The following is a 17,062-nucleotide window of genomic DNA, read 5'->3' as shown; positions in this document are numbered from 1 at the left end:
CGGCGGTACGGCAGCGGGGGCCGGGGGCACGCTGTCGATCGGCGTGGCTGCAGTGACTGGCGGCGGCTCGGGTGGCGCGTCGAGGGCAACAGTGTGCTGGCGTTGCGCGCCGGGGCAGGGCGTGGCCTGGTAGCTGGCTTCGCCGTGCGCGCCCGTGCATCGGTACACCGTCTGCGCGACGCAGGGCGCCGACAGGCCGACGCCGAGCAGCGCGAGGACGATGGGCAGGGCAGACAGGTGCGGCATCGTTCGTTCCGCCGGACCGAGGCTCAGAAGGCGGCCTCGTGGTCCTCGGCGGCAAAGCCCAGCGTCACCGCGCCTTCGCCCACATTGACCATGCCGGTGATGCTCATCGGCGCCTCCAGCAAGGTGACGCCGCATGCGTCGCAGGCCGTGCGCAGGCCGGTGTAGCCGGGCAGGTGCGACAAGACGGCGAGGTCGCCGCCGTAGCTGGCGCACACCATCGGCACCAGCAGGCCGGCGCGCACGCGAGCGGCGGCGTAGTCGAACAGCTGCTGCGCGCCCTGCTCGAAGCCGCGCGCCTTGCCCACCGGGCCGGTCTCGCCGCGGAAGCAGCGCAGGATCGGCTTGATGTCCAGCGCCGAGCCCAGCATCGCGCTGAACAGGCCCACGCTGCGGTCGTTCTTCTTCTTGGCGCGGGCGCGCAGGTAGTACAGGTCGCGCGGCAGCATGTAGCCGTAGCTGTGGTTGGCGATGTGGTTGAGCCGTTCGCGGATCGTGGCCGGTGCCTCGTCCGCGGCGATCAGCCGGGCCGCCTCCCAGATCGCCGGCGCGGCGCCGGCGAAGATGTTGCGGGTGTCGATCACCCGCAGCAGGAACGGGCCCGGGATGCCGGCCGGCTCGCGCACCTCGCGGTAGCCGCGCAGCACCGCGAAGCTGGCGCGCACCACGTTGTCGTGGATCGGGCTGCGGGTGGCGGTGATGGTGAGGCTGAACACGCAGTCCTGCTCCAGCACCAGGCGTTCCAGGAACAGCTGCTGCACTTCCTCCGCCGTGGTCGGTTCGGTTTCCGCCGAGTGGCTGCGGTTACCCAGGCGGCGGCTGATGAAGCGCTGGATCTCCGCCGGGTCGCGATCGTCCATGAAGGTTTCGCCGTCGACTTTCACGGTGATCGGCAGCACCGTGATGCGGTGCTCTGCAAGAAACGCCTGCGGCAGATCGCAGGCGGCATCCATGGTCAGCCCCATGCGCATGTGTCATCCCCCTCAGAATGGCGTCTGCAACATAACACGCTAAGGCGCGCGCGAAACTCGGAAAAATGGAGAGGCGGGGCGCCGTGGATGCCCGGGCAACCGGCCGGTGTCGGCTCGATTGCATCGGGCTGCGTCGAGGCATCGCGGCCGGCAGCGATGCGGCAGCGTGCTCAGCCGCCGCCTTTGCGCAGCGCCTGCTCCAGCACATCCCACGGCGTGGGGCTCATGTGCATGCCGATCATGCGCAGGCCTGCGGTGGGGATACCGGCGGCGCGCACCGAACGCTTCAGCTCCAGCAGCGATTCCGGATACAGCAGCGCGCCGTCGGGGCCCAGCGGCTGCACCATCTCGGCGGTGTGCAGCAGGCGCGCGTCGGCGATCCAGCTCATCACCATCGGCTGTTCGCCCTCGGTCACCGGCATCACCACGATGGCGTGGCGGCCGGTACCGATCGGCGTGGGCCCGGCCACCCCGCGCACGTCGGCGCGGCGCGGCGCACGCGCGAGGTCGTCGGGGGCCAGGGTGTGCGGCGCGGCGAGCATCGCGCGTACCACCGCCACGTTGCGGTCGCGGGTGTAGATCGGGATGCCGCGCGCGGCGTACTCGCGCAGGCCGGCCATGTGCCAGTAGAACGCGGTGGAGGCCACCACCGCCTTCACCGGCAGGCCGGGAAAGCGGCGTGCCGCCTCGGCCAGCACGCGCGCGGCGTAGGCGGGCGCGATCGGTGCGTCGAGGATCACCAGGCCGTCGTCCTGGCGCACGATGGTGCTGTACCAGGAGCCGGGGATCTGCACGATGCCCGGCGCGATCTCGGCGATCGGCTTCTTGGGGTCGGGCGCCTGGCCCGCCGGTTCGCCGAGCGCGAGCTGGTCCAGGGTCGTGTGCAGCGCCGGCGCGCCGGGTTGCATCGCGAACGTGACCGCGTCCGGCGCACCCAGCACCTGCACGGTGGCGCGGGTCACGCTGCGCAGTTCGCTGCCGTTGCGCAGGTAGTCCGACTGCAGCGGGTAGCGAATGCCGTCGAGCAGCATGTAGTTCATCAGTTCGGTGCGGTCGTGCAGGTCGCCCCAGGCATTCCAGGCGATGTCGCCGCTGATCGCGCGCGAGGCGGTGCGCACGGTCTCGATCGCGCTGGGCAGGCCGCTCAGCGCATCCAGGTAGATGCGCACCGGCCAGCGGCCGTGGTGGAACGCCAACACATGCTGGGGCAGGCCGTGCAGGATGGCGTCGGGTTGGCGCGTCAGGTCCGATGCGCGCTCGGCCAGCAGCAGCGCGCGCACCGGCTCGTCGGTCTGCCAGGAAGGTGGCGCGTCCAGCCGCAGTGAGGACACCACGCGCCCGGCGACGCGGGTGTCGGTCTGCTGCGCGGCGCCGTCGTAGAGGGTGCGCAAGGTGGGCGTGGGCGCGGCAGGATCGGCGTGCAGCGGGGTTTCCTCGACCAGCCGGCGATCGCGGCGCAGGTCGTCGGTGACGGCCAGTCGCGAGACGCCGGCGAAGACATGGGGCGGGTCGGCATGGTCGAACTCCACCACGTCGTAGTTCGCCGCCACCGCGGTGCTGCGGATTGCGGCGACGTGGTGGAGGTCGCGACCGTGGCCCATCGCGGCCAGCGCCTGTTCGACCAGCGCGTGCGCGCCGGCGTCGACGGGCGCGGCGACGGTGCCGCCGATCGGCAAGGCGAGCAGCATGCCGGCGAGCAGGCGACACGCGGTCGCGGCGCCCCGTTCGCGCCAGGGCGCGCTACTGGTCCCGATGGCCTTGCTGATGCGCATCTTGCCGCTCCGTGCTCGTCGCCGTCGCGGCAGGGTGCCGTGGCGACGACGAGCCCGGCAGCCGTCATGTGACGGGCGGTGCGCTGCGCGAGCCGGGCGGCGGCGATCGTGGGATGGGCGGTCGCTGCGTATCGCCGCTCCGAATGGCGGCGGAGGCGCGCCGCACTCTAAGATGGACGGACACAACTGGCCTATCGCCGGCGTGGCGTCGCCGGTAACGCGCAGCGAAGGTTTGCTGCGCCGACCTCAAGGGGTCCCATGAAAGAAAAGCAAGAGATCGTCGCCAACTGGCTGCCGCGCTACACCGGCACCCCGCTGGAGCAGTTCGGCCGGCACATCCTGCTCACCAACTTCGGCCACTACGTCGACCTGTTCGCCGACTGGCACGGCGTGGAGGTGCATGGCCGCGACCGCCCGATGCCGAACGCCACCGCCGACGGCATCACCCTGATCAACTTCGGCATGGGCAGCCCCAATGCCGCCACCGTGATGGACCTGCTCGGCGCGATCACGCCGAAGGCCGCGCTGTTCCTGGGCAAGTGCGGCGGGCTCAAGAAGAAGAACCAGATCGGCGACCTGGTCCTGCCGATCGCCGCGATCCGCGGCGAGGGCACCAGCAACGACTACCTGCCGCCCGAGGTGCCGGCACTGCCCGCGTTCCAGCTGCAGCGCGGCGTCTCCACCATGATCCGCGACCTCGGCCACGACTACTGGACCGGCACCGTCTACACCACCAACCGCCGGGTCTGGGAGCACGACGAACAGTTCAAGGCCTACCTGCGGCGCACCCGCTGCATGGCGGTGGACATGGAGACCGCCACCATTTTCGCGGCCGGATTCGCGAACGAGATCCCCTGCGGCGCACTGCTGCTGGTTTCCGACCAGCCGATGATCCCCGAGGGCGTGAAGACCGAGGCCAGCGACCGCAAGGTCACCGAGAAGTACGTCGAGGCGCACATCCGCATCGGCATCGAGGCGCTCAAGCTGGTCCGCCGCAACGGCCGCAGCGTGAAGCACCTGCGCTTCGATGAGGATGGCGAGGGCGAGTGAGGCGGGTTCGCCGACGCAGGGCGGCCCGCATGCGCCGGGGGGTCATTCCCTGCTGATCATGCGCGCTTCCTTCCGGACGACCGGGAGAAAGCGCGCAGGCTGGAGTTCGCGATGACAGAGCGGCAGACGGATCAGGTGGCGGATTTCCGGGAGCGGGCGCGATTCGCGCTGGGCCGCGGCGACCAGGCGCTGGCGGAACAGTCCTTCGCCTGCGTGCTGGACAGCGAGCCCGGCGACCTGGAGGCGCTGCAGTTTTTGGCCGCGCGCCATTTCGAGCGCGGCGAAGCCACCCGGGCGATCGAGCATCTGCAGCAGGCGCATCGTGCCCATCCGCGCGAGGCGGGGGTGCTGCACCAGCTGGGCACGGTGCGGATGGCGCTGGCGGATCATGTGGGCGCGGCCGCCGATCTCGACAAGGCGCTGGCGCTGGCGCCAGGGATGTTCGTGGCCCGTCTGCGGCTGGGCGTGGCGCTGGAGCAGCTCGGGCGGCCGCACGACGCGCTGGTGGCGTATTTCGCCGCGATCAGCGCGGCCCAGGCGCAGGGGCGCTGGCTCGACGACGCGACCACCGCGCCCGGCATCCGCGCAGCGGTGCAGCACGCGATGCGCCATGTGGATGCCGGGCGGCACGCCTTGTTCGACGGCATGCTGGAACCGCTGCGCGAACGCTACGGCCGCGCGGAACTGCGCCGTGTCGAGCAATGCCTCGCGATCTACCTGCACGAGCAGCTGGCTAACCTGCCCGATCCGCGGCAGCAGCCGAAGTTCCTGTACTTCCCCGGCATTCCCAGCCGGGCCTATTACCCGCGCGAGCGCTTCCCGGAATTCGGGGCGCTGGAGGCGGGCACCGCCGCGATCCGCGCGGAACTGCGTGCGGTGCTGGAGCAGTCGCGGGACCTGGAAGCCTTCCTCAAGACCGACACCCGGGAGCAGCTGGAGACCATGCTGCGCGGCTCGGGCGCGCAGCCGGCGGCGTGGGACGCCTATTTCTTCTACCGCCACGGACAGCGCTACGACGCGCACTGCGCGGCCTGCCCGCAAACCACCGCGCTGGTCGAGCGGATGCCGCTGTCGCGGATCCGCGAACACGGGCCGGAGACGCTGTTCTCGGTGCTGCGTCCCGGCACCCACATCCTGCCGCACCGCGGCGTCACCAACACGCGCCTGGTCACCCACCTGCCGCTGATCGTGCCGAAGGATTGCGCGCTGAACGTGGGTGGGGAGATCCACGAATGGCAGGAAGGCCGCTGCGTCACTTTCGACGACACCTTCGAGCACGAGGCGTGGAACCGGAGCGACCAGACCCGCGTGGTGCTGATCATGGACTGCTGGAACCCCGACCTCAGCGAGCCGGAGCGCGTCGCCATCGCCACCCTGGTCGCCGGCATCGGCGACTTCAACCGCAGTTGCGGATTGCCGGGAAATTGAGGTGAGGCCTGGCGTGGCGGGTTTCGAATGCCGCCTTGGCATGATCCAGTCAATGCAACAGGCCATGTACCGACTGCGTGTCGCCTGACATTTCCCGAATGTTGTTGCCGCAAATATGTGCGGCCGAGGCGAAATTTCAAATAAGCACTTTGGCCGGCCAGATTGCCTCCGATGCAAGACGGTGCATGCCATTGCATGCAACGACATGGGTCATGCAGATATCGAGGTTGCCATGTTGCAATGCGATCATTCGCGCGTGATTTTACGAGGTGCACGCAACATATACCGTTCATCTCAAAATATCGAAAAATATTGCGTAAATAGCTAGTTTATAAAGAATAAATCGCGATTTCTTGTTTGTTGACTTTGCGTTAGACGGATGTTTACTGTCGATGCGCTTCTAGCGATGCGCTGGATGCAATGCGGTTGCTGCGGCTCGACATGGTTTCGTTCCAGATGGGTGTGCGCACTGGGGGAGTGCGCAGGAACCAGGCAGGGCCACGCAACGCCGTGTCGGCCAGCAATCAAAGAATGCCGTCATTTTCACTGGGGAGTTTTCAATCTCATGAATTCCACGAAGTTCAACAACGGGGCGCGTCGCTCCGCGGTGCGCCGCACCGCGCTGGCTCTGGCCATCGCCGCAGGCGTCGGTTTGTCCGGGCAGGTGCTGGCGCAGGCCACCACCGGTTCCGTGTTCGGTACCGCGCCGGTGTCGGCGGGCGAGACGGTTCGCATCGTCAACAACCAGACCGGCCTGACCCGCGAGGTGGCGGTCGGCAGCGACGGTCGCTATGGCGCCAACCAGTTGCCGGTGGGTGACTACACCGTGTCGCTGATGCAGGGTGGCAACGTGGTTGCCACGAAGGATCATGTGACGGTGAGCGTAGCGGGCGGTACGCCAGTACCGTTTGCCGTTGCCGAAGCCGGCAAAAACGTGCAGAACCTCTCCAGCGTCACGGTCACGGCCAACTCGTTGCCATCGATCGACGTGTCCTCCACCCGCCAGACCTCGGTGATCACTGCGCAGCAGCTGAAGACGCTGCCGCTGGCGCGCAACGCCGAATCCATCGCCGTGCTGGCGCCGGGTGTCGCCGGCGGCAACGCCAGTCTGGGCACCGGCCCGGCCGGTACCCCGCTGATCTCCTTCGGTGGCGACTCGACGGCGGAAAACGCCTACTACATCAACGGCTTCAACACCACCGACCCGGTGGGCAACGCGGGCGGCATCGCCCTGCCGTACTTCGCCATCGCCGAGCAGCAGACCATTACCTCCGGCTACGGCGCCGAATACGGCCGCTCCACCGGCGGCGTGATTAGCCAGATCGGCCATCGCGGGGGCAACGACTTCCATGCTGGCGCCTATGTGACTTGGGCGCCGACTTGGGCGCAAAGCGGCTACGACAACATCTACTACGCGAACCCGGCGTCGACCACGGCGGGCCAGCAGCCAGGCGACATCTACGTCAATCGCCGCAAGAACGAAGACTGGAGCACGGTTTACGACGCCTACATTTCGGGCCCGCTGATCAAGGACAAGCTGTTCTTCTACATCACGGCCGAGGCCCAGCACGACAGTACCAAGTCCACCGGCTCGGTCAATGCGCCTTACTACAACTCGCACAGCACCACCTCACCTAAGCTCTACGGCAAGCTGGACTGGAACATCAACGACAGCAACGTCCTTGAAGCCACCTACGCCTCGAGCAAGGAAGAAGACCTCTCGAACAACGCCTACAACTACGACTACAGCAACAACAGCATCGGCAGTTTCAACTCCATCAACAATCCGCTGTACTCGAGCAAGTTCGACATCGGCATCCTGAAGTACACCTCGTACATCACCGACAACCTCACGCTGAGTGTGCTGGCCGGCAAGATGAAGAGCACGTACTACAGCCAGCAAGTGGCCTATCCGGGCTTCGATGTACTGCTGGCCGGCATATCTGGCGTTTCAAACCAGAACCCGACCGTTCCGGGCTCCGGCAACACGAACAACAACCCGCTTACCATTCCCTCTCCGGACCACAAGTCGACCGAGAACAACTTCCGTCTGGACCTCGACTGGAAGTTGGGCGATCACGACGTGAAGTTCGGTATCGACAACATGCGCAGCACGGACATCAGCGACGGCAGCCAGAGCGCCGGTCCGGGGTATTACTGGATCTACGGCAAGGAAGGGTCGAAGAACTTCTCCTCGCCTACCCTGTCGTGCAACGCCCTGGGCCAGTGCGTCGACAACCCGATCAACTACCCCAATGGCGGTGCGGTGGGCGGTAACAGCTACTACGTCGTGAAGCGGACGTATGGCGGCGTGGCCTCGTTCACGGTGGAGCAGAAGGCGCAATACATCGAGGACAACTGGCAGGTCACGCCGAACCTGCTGCTGAACCTCGGCCTGCGCAACGACCAGTTCACCAACTACAGCGCAGGCAATCAACCCTACATCCGGGAGACCTCGCCGCAGTGGCAGCCGCGCCTGGGCTTCAGCTGGGACATCTTCGGTGACAGCAGCGCCAAGCTGTATGGCAACGTGGGGCGTTACTACCTTGCCTTGCCCACGGGCCTCGGCGTGCGCATGGCAGGCGCCAATGCCTACCTCAACGAGTACTACACCTACTCGTCCATCGATTCGAACGGCATTCCGCAGGGCCTGACATCGGTTCACACGAGCGCGACGCCATACTCGCCCGACGGTGAGTACGGCACGCCGAAGGACCCGAAGACGATTGCCGCCTCGGATCTGAAGCCGATGTACCAGGACGAGTACGTGCTGGGTTTCCAGAAGACGCTCAACGCGTTCGGCCAGTCGCTGGTCTGGACCTCGCAGGCGACCTACTCGAGGATGAACAACATCATCGACGACACCGGTACCGTCAATATGCCTGCCGACGCGAATCCGACCGCGTTCCAGACGGACATCCTGGTCAACCCCGGGCGCAGCAACCAAGTGCGCTATCTGGCGACCGACGGTACCTACAAGACCTACATCTGGAACCCGCACACCGCGTCTGCTGCAGGAAATGTCGTGGGCTTCCCCGCAGCGTTCCGCAAGTACTACAGCCTGGAAGAAGCCCTCGAGCATCCGTGGGACGGCAAGTGGATGGGCAAGATCGACTACGTGTTCGCCAAGAGCTACGGCACCACGGAAGGCCCGACCTACTCGCCGCTCGGCCAGATCTCCAATGCCTCGGCCGCTGCCGGTGGCGGCCAGTCCGCCTCGATCAGCGAGGCTTGGGACTTCCCCGAACTGATGCAGTACTCGAACGGCGAGCTGCCGAACTCGCATCGCCACACGCTGAAGGCCTACGGCACCTACGCGATCACCCCCGAGTGGTTGGTCAGCGGCCTGTATATCGTCCAGTCGGGTGCGCCCATTACCTGCCTGGGTGCTTGGGGGCCGGGCCAGACCGATCCGGACGGCTACGGCGAGGCTTACCACTGGTGCGACGGTATGCCGTCGCCTCCGGGCAAGGCCGGCCATACGCCTTGGACCCATAAGCTCGACCTGTCCGTCAGCTACATCCCGGAGTGGGCCGGCAAGCACCTGACTCTGCAGGTGCAGGTCCAGAACGTGTTCAACGAGCAGCACGACACGGCTTACATCGTTACCCACGATGGCGTGGGTGGTGCACCGGACACCGCGTACAAGCTGCCGATCGGCGGCGTCACGGGGTATGCGGTGGAGCAGCCGCGGTTCGCAGAGTTCAGCGTCAAGTACGACTGGTAAGAAGACAGCTCCCTCGCCTGGCGCCATCGCAAGTCGATGGCGTCAGGGGGAGGCGAGAAGCAGGATAAACAAGGCCGCCGGGAAACTGGCGGCCTTGTTCGTTTCAGCGTCCGAATCTTTCGTGAAGCGGCCGCAACCATTCCATATATGGCGCGCTGTGCGACGTGTCGGCGCGGATGGGCTCGCGCACCTGCGCCGCGCTCGCCGTGCTCAGCACTTCGCGTTGGGTCTGGTGCGGCGTGAGGCAGGCGGGATCGAAACGCAGCTCGCAGAACGCGAGCAGGCGGCGGATCTGCGCTTCCGGCTCGCGTACCAGTGTTTCGTAGGAGTAGTCGAGCACGTGCTGCGGATGGCGTGCGAGCCAGAACGCGCTGAGACGTTCGTAGTCGCGGTAGCACTCGGCCATCTCGTCGAGGTCGTAGCTGTAAGACACTCCATGCCGGAACAGGTGGCGATAGCAGGAGAAGCAGGTCTCCACCGGATCGCGGTGGCAGTGGATGATTCTTGCGCCCGGCAGCATCAGGCGTACGGCGCCCAGCAGTGGCCAGTTGGCGACGTTCTTGTCGGTGAAGCGAGGGCTTCGCTCGCGCCAGCATGCGGTACGGGCCAGGTAGTCCTTGCCGAGTCGGTGCCAATCGTCGGTGGTGGCTTCGCTTGCCCACTGCGGGAAGGGCTGGCCGCGGCGGCGCGATTCGTCTTCGATGACCTGGGGCAGGTCGGGGATTTCGTTGGCGCCCTCGACGTCGGGATGCGTGGCAAGGATATGCTCGACCAGCGTGGAACCCGAACGCGGCATGCTGGCGATGAAGATGACTTCGTGGCCCAGCGCCGGATCCATCGGTGCAGGCACGGGCGCGCGGAAGGCTTCCATGATGCGGTCGATCTTCGAATGTTCCGCAGCGGCATCCCACTCCACCAGGCGGCGCTTGTCCGCATTTGCCTGGTGCAGCGCCTCGAAGGCGCCGGCGTGGTCGTGCTGGTCCTCCAGGGCCCGGTACAGGCTGAAACCAAGCATCACCCGCACGTCGGGCTGGATGCCCGGTTGACGCAAGGTCTGGCGGAGCTGCTCGACATCAGCAGGACTCAGCGATTCGGTCTTGAGGTTGGCCAGCCCGTGCCACGCCTCGGCGCGCCCGGGTTGCAGGCGAAGCACATGCCGATACTCGGCCACGGCACGCGGAATGTCGCCTTGCATGGTGGCGATGTCGGCTACGCCGATCCGCGCCAGCGGGTGCCGTTCGTCCAGGCTCAGCGTGTGGCGAAAGGCCTCGTCGGCATCGCGCAATTGACCCCGCTGTTTCAGTGCCTTGCCAAGGTTGTACCAGTTCGATGCCTGCCCGGGCGCCAGCTCACAGGCGCGACGCAGATGAATCAGCGCTTCGTCCAAGGCGCCGGCATCGTGCAGGGCGCAGCCCAGATAGGTCCGCATGTTGGCGTCGGTGGGCCGCTGCGCGACGGCCTTGCGCAGCCAGTCGGCAGCCTTGGCGGCGTGGCCACCCATCAGGCAGGCAACGCCGTACAGGTATTGAGCGTCGGTCAGCGCGGGATTTGCAGCCAGTACCTGCGTCAGCGCGCGCTCGGCATGGTCAAGCCGGCCTTGGCCGAGCGCCTTGCCGGCTTCCGCCATCAACTGGCCGATATGGGCAGAGGTTGGAGGCGGAGACATGGTTCAGGCTGAGTGCCAGGCCTCCATGCCGCCCGCCACGTTGTGCACGTGGCTGAAGCCGTGCGCGGCGAAGCGTTCGGCCACGCCTTGGCTGGAGATGCCGCGCTGGCAGACGAAGGCGAGTTCGGTGTCCTTGGGCAGGGCGGCGAGCGCCTCGTAGCCTTCGTCTTCGAGGATGCGCGCCTGCGGCAGCGCGGGCAGCTGGGCACGCGCGGCGGCCGGGCGTACGTCGATCAACACGATGCTGCCGGCGGCGAGGCGCTGCTGCAGTTCCTGCACGGTGAGCGATTTCACTTCCTGCGCGCCGGGGAATTTCAGGCTGAGGCCTTCGCCCTGCACGGTGGAGACCCAGTCGATCACGATGCCCTTGGCGCGCTGGGCGCTGGCGGGGTCGAAGTGCACTTCCAGGCCGTTCGCGTGCGCCACGATGTCGTGCTCGCTGGCCGGGGCGAGCTGGAAGCCGGCGCTGTGGTCGGGGCCGATTTCCAGATGCAGCGCCAAGCCCTGCGCGTTCGCCGTGCCTTCGCGGATCGCCTTGGCGGCGGCGTCGGTGATGGTGATTTCCGGCGGCGTGCGGTCCGGCGCGGCGACGCCGAACAGCGTGTGCAGTTCGCCGCTGCCGTACATCTGGCGGATGATGTCGGCGCCGCCGACCAGCTCGCCTTCGACGTAGAGCTGCGGGATGGTGGGCCAGTCGCCGTAGGCCTTGATGCCCTCGCGGATTTCCGGATCTTCCAGCACGTTCACCGTGTGGTAGTCCGGCAACAGCTCGTTGAGCGTGTTGGTGGCGGCGGCGGAGAAGCCGCAGGCCGGCTGGGACCGGTTGCCCTTCATGAACAGCACCACGCGGTGGCTCTTGAGCAGGGACTCGATGCGTTCGCGGGTGGCGGTGTCGAGAGACATGGGGGGTTCCGGAAGAGACACGCCATGATACCGCCGATATGCTGGCGCCCGTTGGCGGCTTCAAGCCGCAGGCGCGGCCGCAAGCATGTCGCGAACCACCGACAACGCGGCTTCGGCCCACAGCGTGTACTGCGCGGCCGAGGGGTGCAGGCCGTCGTCAGCGGGGAGATCCACGCGTGGTGCTGCTCGCGGGTTGCCGAAACCTCGATCTTCGCGAAACCGAGCGCGGGTTGCAGGCAAGCCGGTGGAGAACATTGGGAAGACGGCAAATCGAGACAATTGGCGCTTGTGTCGTCGAGTCGCCCGCTGTCAAGCTGCTTGTCAGGCAGAGAGGTGAGTCCATTCCATGGCAGCGCGTATCTTCGCTTTTGCTCTTTTCTGCATCATGTCCCTGGGGTGCCTCACCAGTGCCCATGCACAGACGGAGGATGAACTGCTCAGCCGGTTCCGCGCACAAGCCAACGACTTGGCACGGCGCCAGTACCTGCTCGCCCGCATGCCGGACTTGTCCGCGTCCGACCAATCCTTTGCCCGCCAACTGCTGTCCACCGTGGACTGCGAGCTGGGATTGTACGATCTGGCGATACGCGACTTTCCGTTCGATGACCGGATCGCGCTGCGCCGCCCCCTGCCATGGGTCAGTCAGGCGCTGGACAACGCCGCCTACGGCATCATTTCCGAGGTGCATGGCGCCGGCAATGTCATCGCGGTCAATGCGGCGGATGCGGTTGCCAAGCTGGCCGTCAAGCGGCGCATCGTACTGGTCAACGAAGCGCACGATGATCCGCACACCCGCGTGCTCATTCTTGCCTTGCTGCCGCGTCTGCGTGCGCTGGGCTACGACTATTTTGCCGCGGAAGCCCTCACCGAAAGCGGGAACGCGCTCATGCGCCGGGGTTACCCCATCGAAAGCAGTGGCACCGAATACTTGAGGGAGCCACTGTACGGGGACATCCTGCGGGAAGCCATCCGGCTCGGCTACACCATCGTGGCGTACGACCCCATCAACCAGGTGGCCGACCGCGACGATGCCCAGGCCGAGAATCTCGACCGCAAGGTGTTCGTCCGCGATCCGCATGCGCGTCTGTTCGTCATGGCCGGCTATGCGCACATCGACAAGGCCAAGGGGCACCTTGGAGGCATCGAGCCCATGGCCATGCGCCTGCAGAAGCTCACTGGCCTGGAGCCGCTGTCTGTCGACCAGACCCAGTTTCGTGATGTCGAGCCGTCGCCGCATGCCGACCCGTATCACCAGATCATCGATGTCATGGAGATGGACCAGCCCTTTGTGCTGCAGCTTCACGAGGGCAACCGCACCTGGAGCTCCGACCCGTGGCGTCATGACGTGAGCGTGGTACTGCCGCCCATGCGCGGGCAGCAGCGGCCGGACTGGCTGTCGCTAGGCGGAGAGCGGCAGAGATGGCCCATCGATACCGGGCTGTGCCATGGCGTGACCCCATGCGTGGTAGAGGCGCGTTACGGCAGCGAGCCAGACGATGCAATCCCGGCCGACCGTTACACCTTTCTGCACGCGCCGGCAGCCAGCGAGCTGTTCCTGCGCGTGGGCACGTATCGGCTGCGTGCATGGGACGTGGCCGGCAAAACCCTTGGTGAAGCCACTATCCAGATCGCCGCGCACTGAGCTGCGACTTGGCCAGACCCGTATGGGTTCGACGCGGCGCGGGCCGATGCAGTGGTGCCCGGTCTTCAGGAGTGCTTCTGCCACCTTGTATCGAAGGCCGGGTGCACAGGGGTTTTGACAGGGGTTATGGAAGCGACGGGTTCGCAAATCGTAAAATATTCCTGATTAATAGAAAGATAATGCGCTTTCTACATAAATTCGCAACTTCTTGATTGTTGACTTTACGTTAGGCAGATGTTTAATCTCGGTGGGCACGAAGGCAGTTTGCATGCAGGCCGTGACCACAATCTTGCGATGGATGATCCCGGTTCGGATGTTTCTAGAGATGTCTGGCCTGTTAGTTCGACTTGCTTGATTTCCGGTGCCGCGCTTTAGGGGGCATGGTGGGTCTCTGGCAGATGCCAAGACGTTGCCATGCCTGCTTGCAGTTAAGAAGTCGTCTTTATTTCGCTGGGGAGTTTTTAATCTCATGAATGCCATGAAACTCAATAATGTGGTGCGTCGTTCCACGGTGCGCCGCACCGCGCTGGCGGTGGCCATCGCTGCCGGTGTCGGTCTGTCAGGGCAGGTGCTGGCGCAGGCCACCACCAGCACGATCTTCGGCACCGCACCGGTCGCGGCCGGCGAGACCGTGCAGATCGTCGGTGGCTCCGGTTTCAACCGCACGGTGCCGGTGGATAGCGCGGGTCACTACACGGTGACGGTGCCGGTGGGCACGTATACCGTGAACCTGCTGCAGAACGGCAACGTGGTGCAGTCGCAGGCCAACATCACGCCGAGGGTGTCGGGCGCGCAGGCGGTCAACTTCACCGAGGCTGGCGCAAACGCGAAGAACGCGCAGAACCTGTCCACGGTCACGGTCACGGGCAACGCCCTGCCGGCGATCGACGTGACCTCGACCCGCGAGGCCTCGGTCATCACCGCCGAGCAGCTCAAGCACCTGCCGCTGGCGCGCAGCGGCGAGGCGATCGCGTTGCTGGCTCCGGGTACGGTGGCGGGTGCGTCCGAGCTGGGCGCTGGTCCTACTGGTGAACCGCTGGTGTCCTTCGGTGGCTCCTCGGTGGCCGAGAACGCCTACTACATCAACGGCTTCAATACCTCCGACCCGCTGGGCAATTCGGGCGGCATCACCTTGCCGTACGGTTCGATCGCCCAGCAGGAAACCCTCACCAGCGGTTACGGCGCCGAATACGGGCGCTCCGCCGGTGGCGTGATCAGCCAGATCGGCAAGAGCGGCACCAACGACTGGCACTTCGGTGGCCAGGCACAGTTTGCCCCGATGGCTCTGCGCAGCAATTACATCAACTACCACTACAACAACCCGCTGGTGACCACCCCGGGTCGCACGGCCGGCAGCATCTACGACTTCCGCAACCGCAACACCAGCTGGGAAAACATCTACGACGCCTACATCAGCGGCCCGCTGATCAAGGACAAGTTGTTCTTCTTCATTTCGGCGGAGTCCGACAAGCAGCAGACCACGGCGGTCCAGTCGGTCGGCCTGAGCAACGTGTACTACCGCCAGTACAGCATGCCGAAGTTCTACGCCAAGCTGGACTGGAACATCAACGACAACAACACCTTGTCGCTGACCGGCGTGAGGAACCAGCAGTCCTATTCCGCCTCCATCTACAACTACAACAATGCGCCGGGGAACAACTACGCCCAGAACTCGGTGGGTAGCTTCAGCAGCTACGACCAGCACACCAAGAATGCCTTCGGCATCTGGATCGCCAAGTACACCTCGTACATCACCGACAACCTCAGCCTCGAGGCGATGTACGGCAAGATGACGGGCACCTACTACACCGAGGTCATTCCTTACGCTGGCTTCGATCCGACCCTGCCGAACATCCTCGGCGCGTCCTCGCAGAACCCGGCCTACACCGGCGGCAGCCCGGGCGGCATCAGCAACAGCAACACCAACACCAACATCCCCAACCCCGGCCACAAGTCGAGCACCACCAACCTGCGCCTCGACCTGGACTGGAAACTGGGCCAGCACGATATCAAGTTCGGTATCGACAACATGACCACCATGGACATCGGTGCCGGCAGTGCGATGAGCGGCCCGGGCTATGCGTGGGAATACGCCCAGGCGCCCAGCGCCACCAAGCCGATCGCCGGCTCGGTCGTTGGCACGGCGCCGTTCGTGGACGCCACTGCCAACTACCCGAACGGTGCGTCAGGCTATTACGTCGACCAGTACCGCTTCATCACCAACAGCACGGTGAAAGTGAGCCAGCGCGCGCAGTACGTCCAGGACAACTGGCAGGTGCTGCCCAACCTGCTGCTGAACCTCGGCCTGCGCGATGATCAGTTCACCAACTACAACCCCGATGGCGTCGCCTACGTGCGCTTGACCAAGCCGCAGTGGGCGCCGCGTCTGGGCTTCAGCTGGGATGTGTTCGGCGACTCCACGTTGAAGGTATACGGCAATGCCGGTCGCTACTACCTGGCACTGCCGTCCGGCGTGGCGATTCGTGAGGCATCCGGCTCCTTGTACACGCGCACCTACTACACCTACTCGGGCATCGATGCGAACGGCATCCCGCAAAACCTGACCCCGATCGTCGGTACCGGCCTGGGCAACGTCACCAGCGCAGGTCAGCCGGTGTCGGCCAACAACGAGTACGGCCAGCCGCTCGACCCGAATACCGTGCGCTCGACCAACCTCAAGGCTGAGTACCAGGACGAGTTCGTGCTGGGCATGCAGCAGCAGATCACGCCAGCCTATGTGTACGGCGTACAGGCTACCGTGCGCAGGCTGGGTCGCATCGTCGACGATGTCGGCGACACCACCACCCAGTGCGCGCAGTTGATGGCGCAGAACCCGGGCGTGCCGGGCGTGGATTGCGGCAACATCCAGGCCAGCGTGCTGATCAACCCGGGTTCGACCAACCGTTTCCAGGTGAAGAACGACAACGGCGGCTACAACTACTACACCGTGTCGCCGGCGCAGTTCGGCTTCCCGGCGGCCAAGCGCAAGTACTACGCGCTGGAGGCCTACCTGGAGCATCCGTGGGACGGCAAGTGGCAGGGCAAGATCGACTACGTGTTCTCCAAGAGCTACGGCTCGACGGACGGCCCGGTACAGTCGAACATCGGCCAGGGTGGCAACTCGGTGTCGGCCACCACGCAGTGGGACTACGGCCAGCTGATGCAGTACGCGAACGGCGTGCAGGCAAACTCGCGCAAGCACGTGCTGAAGGCCTACGGCACCTACCAGATCGCCCCGGAATGGACTGCCAGCGGCATCCTGACGGTGGCTTCGGGTACGCCGAAGGCCTGCTTGGGCTACTACGGTCCGGACCAGACCAACCCGGGGCTGGGCTACGGCGACTACACCCACTGGTGCGGCGGCGTGCCGGCGCCGAGCGGCACGACGGGCTATACGCCGTGGATCCATCCGCTGGACCTCAGCGTCGAATACCGGCCGGAGTGGGCGGACAAGAAGCTGGCCTTCCAGCTGCAGGTGCACAACGTGTTCAACGAGCAGAAGGCAACGCAGTACCGGGCGAACTACGGCAGCACGACCAACCCGCGTTCGACCTACAACTCGATCTACGCGTCGGAGACGCCGCGCTACATGACCTTGGGCGTGACCTACGACTGGTAAGGCTTGATCGCCGCCTGCGCCGGGGTACATCCCGGCGCAGA

General features: G+C 65.7%; 10 protein-coding genes. 5 read left to right on the top strand and 5 right to left on the bottom strand.

Going from position 1 to position 17,062, the window contains the following annotated elements; all coding sequences use genetic code 11:
• The 3 genes from B0E52_RS18585 to B0E52_RS16740 all read right to left on the bottom strand — a co-directional run.
• The coding region (locus tag B0E52_RS18585; protein WP_168174216.1) for a DUF4124 domain-containing protein at positions 1-246 on the bottom strand (246 nt) is incomplete at its 3' end.
• A gap of 23 nt (positions 247-269) precedes the next feature.
• Positions 270-1,214 (bottom strand): DegV family protein, encoded by a 945-nt coding sequence (locus B0E52_RS16745; RefSeq protein ID WP_174575584.1) that lies wholly within the window; start codon positions 1,212-1,214, stop codon positions 270-272.
• A 170-nt stretch (positions 1,215-1,384) separates the two neighbouring features.
• Entirely contained in the window at positions 1,385-2,986 is a 1,602-nt protein-coding gene (locus tag B0E52_RS16740; protein WP_077485699.1) for a hypothetical protein, read from the bottom strand.
• A gap of 258 nt (positions 2,987-3,244) precedes the next feature.
• On the opposite strand from B0E52_RS16740, the gene B0E52_RS16735 reads away from it, so the two are divergent.
• The 3 genes from B0E52_RS16735 (at position 3,245) to B0E52_RS16725 (ending at position 9,191) form a co-directional block, all read left to right on the top strand.
• The gene (locus tag B0E52_RS16735; RefSeq protein ID WP_077485697.1) at positions 3,245-4,036 is read left to right on the top strand and encodes an AMP nucleosidase; all 792 of its coding nucleotides are present in this window, start codon (positions 3,245-3,247) and stop codon (positions 4,034-4,036) included.
• A gap of 111 nt (positions 4,037-4,147) precedes the next feature.
• Positions 4,148-5,464 (top strand): aspartyl/asparaginyl beta-hydroxylase domain-containing protein, encoded by a 1,317-nt coding sequence (locus B0E52_RS16730; protein ID WP_077485695.1) that lies wholly within the window; start codon positions 4,148-4,150, stop codon positions 5,462-5,464.
• A gap of 565 nt (positions 5,465-6,029) precedes the next feature.
• Entirely contained in the window at positions 6,030-9,191 is a 3,162-nt protein-coding gene (locus B0E52_RS16725) for a TonB-dependent receptor (protein WP_168174215.1), read from the top strand.
• Between the two features lie 103 nt (positions 9,192-9,294).
• Here the strand turns inward: B0E52_RS16725 and B0E52_RS16720 are convergent, their stop codons facing one another.
• A complete protein-coding gene (locus tag B0E52_RS16720) occupies positions 9,295-10,857 on the bottom strand; it encodes a sulfotransferase (protein ID WP_077485692.1) in 1,563 nt (520 codons plus the stop codon).
• A 3-nt stretch (positions 10,858-10,860) separates the two neighbouring features.
• The gene (grxD, locus tag B0E52_RS16715; RefSeq protein WP_077485691.1) at positions 10,861-11,760 is read right to left on the bottom strand and encodes a Grx4 family monothiol glutaredoxin; all 900 of its coding nucleotides are present in this window, start codon (positions 11,758-11,760) and stop codon (positions 10,861-10,863) included.
• 346 nt (positions 11,761-12,106) lie between these two features.
• Here grxD and B0E52_RS16710 point away from each other — a divergent pair, with 346 nt between their 5' ends.
• Complete coding sequence (locus B0E52_RS16710; RefSeq protein ID WP_077485689.1) at positions 12,107-13,402, top strand: hypothetical protein; 1,296 nt, start codon at positions 12,107-12,109, stop codon at positions 13,400-13,402.
• A 478-nt stretch (positions 13,403-13,880) separates the two neighbouring features.
• Positions 13,881-17,021, top strand: a complete 3,141-nt coding sequence (locus tag B0E52_RS16705) for a TonB-dependent receptor (protein ID WP_077485688.1) — start codon at positions 13,881-13,883, stop codon at positions 17,019-17,021.
• The last annotated feature ends 41 nt before the right edge of the window (positions 17,022-17,062 follow it).

The organism is Rhodanobacter sp. C06 (assembly GCF_002001105.1).
In the GTDB taxonomy this organism is placed as follows: domain Bacteria; phylum Pseudomonadota; class Gammaproteobacteria; order Xanthomonadales; family Rhodanobacteraceae; genus Rhodanobacter_A.
Note: the sequence above shows the minus strand (reverse complement) of the source record. Positions and strands in the feature narration are given on the sequence as shown.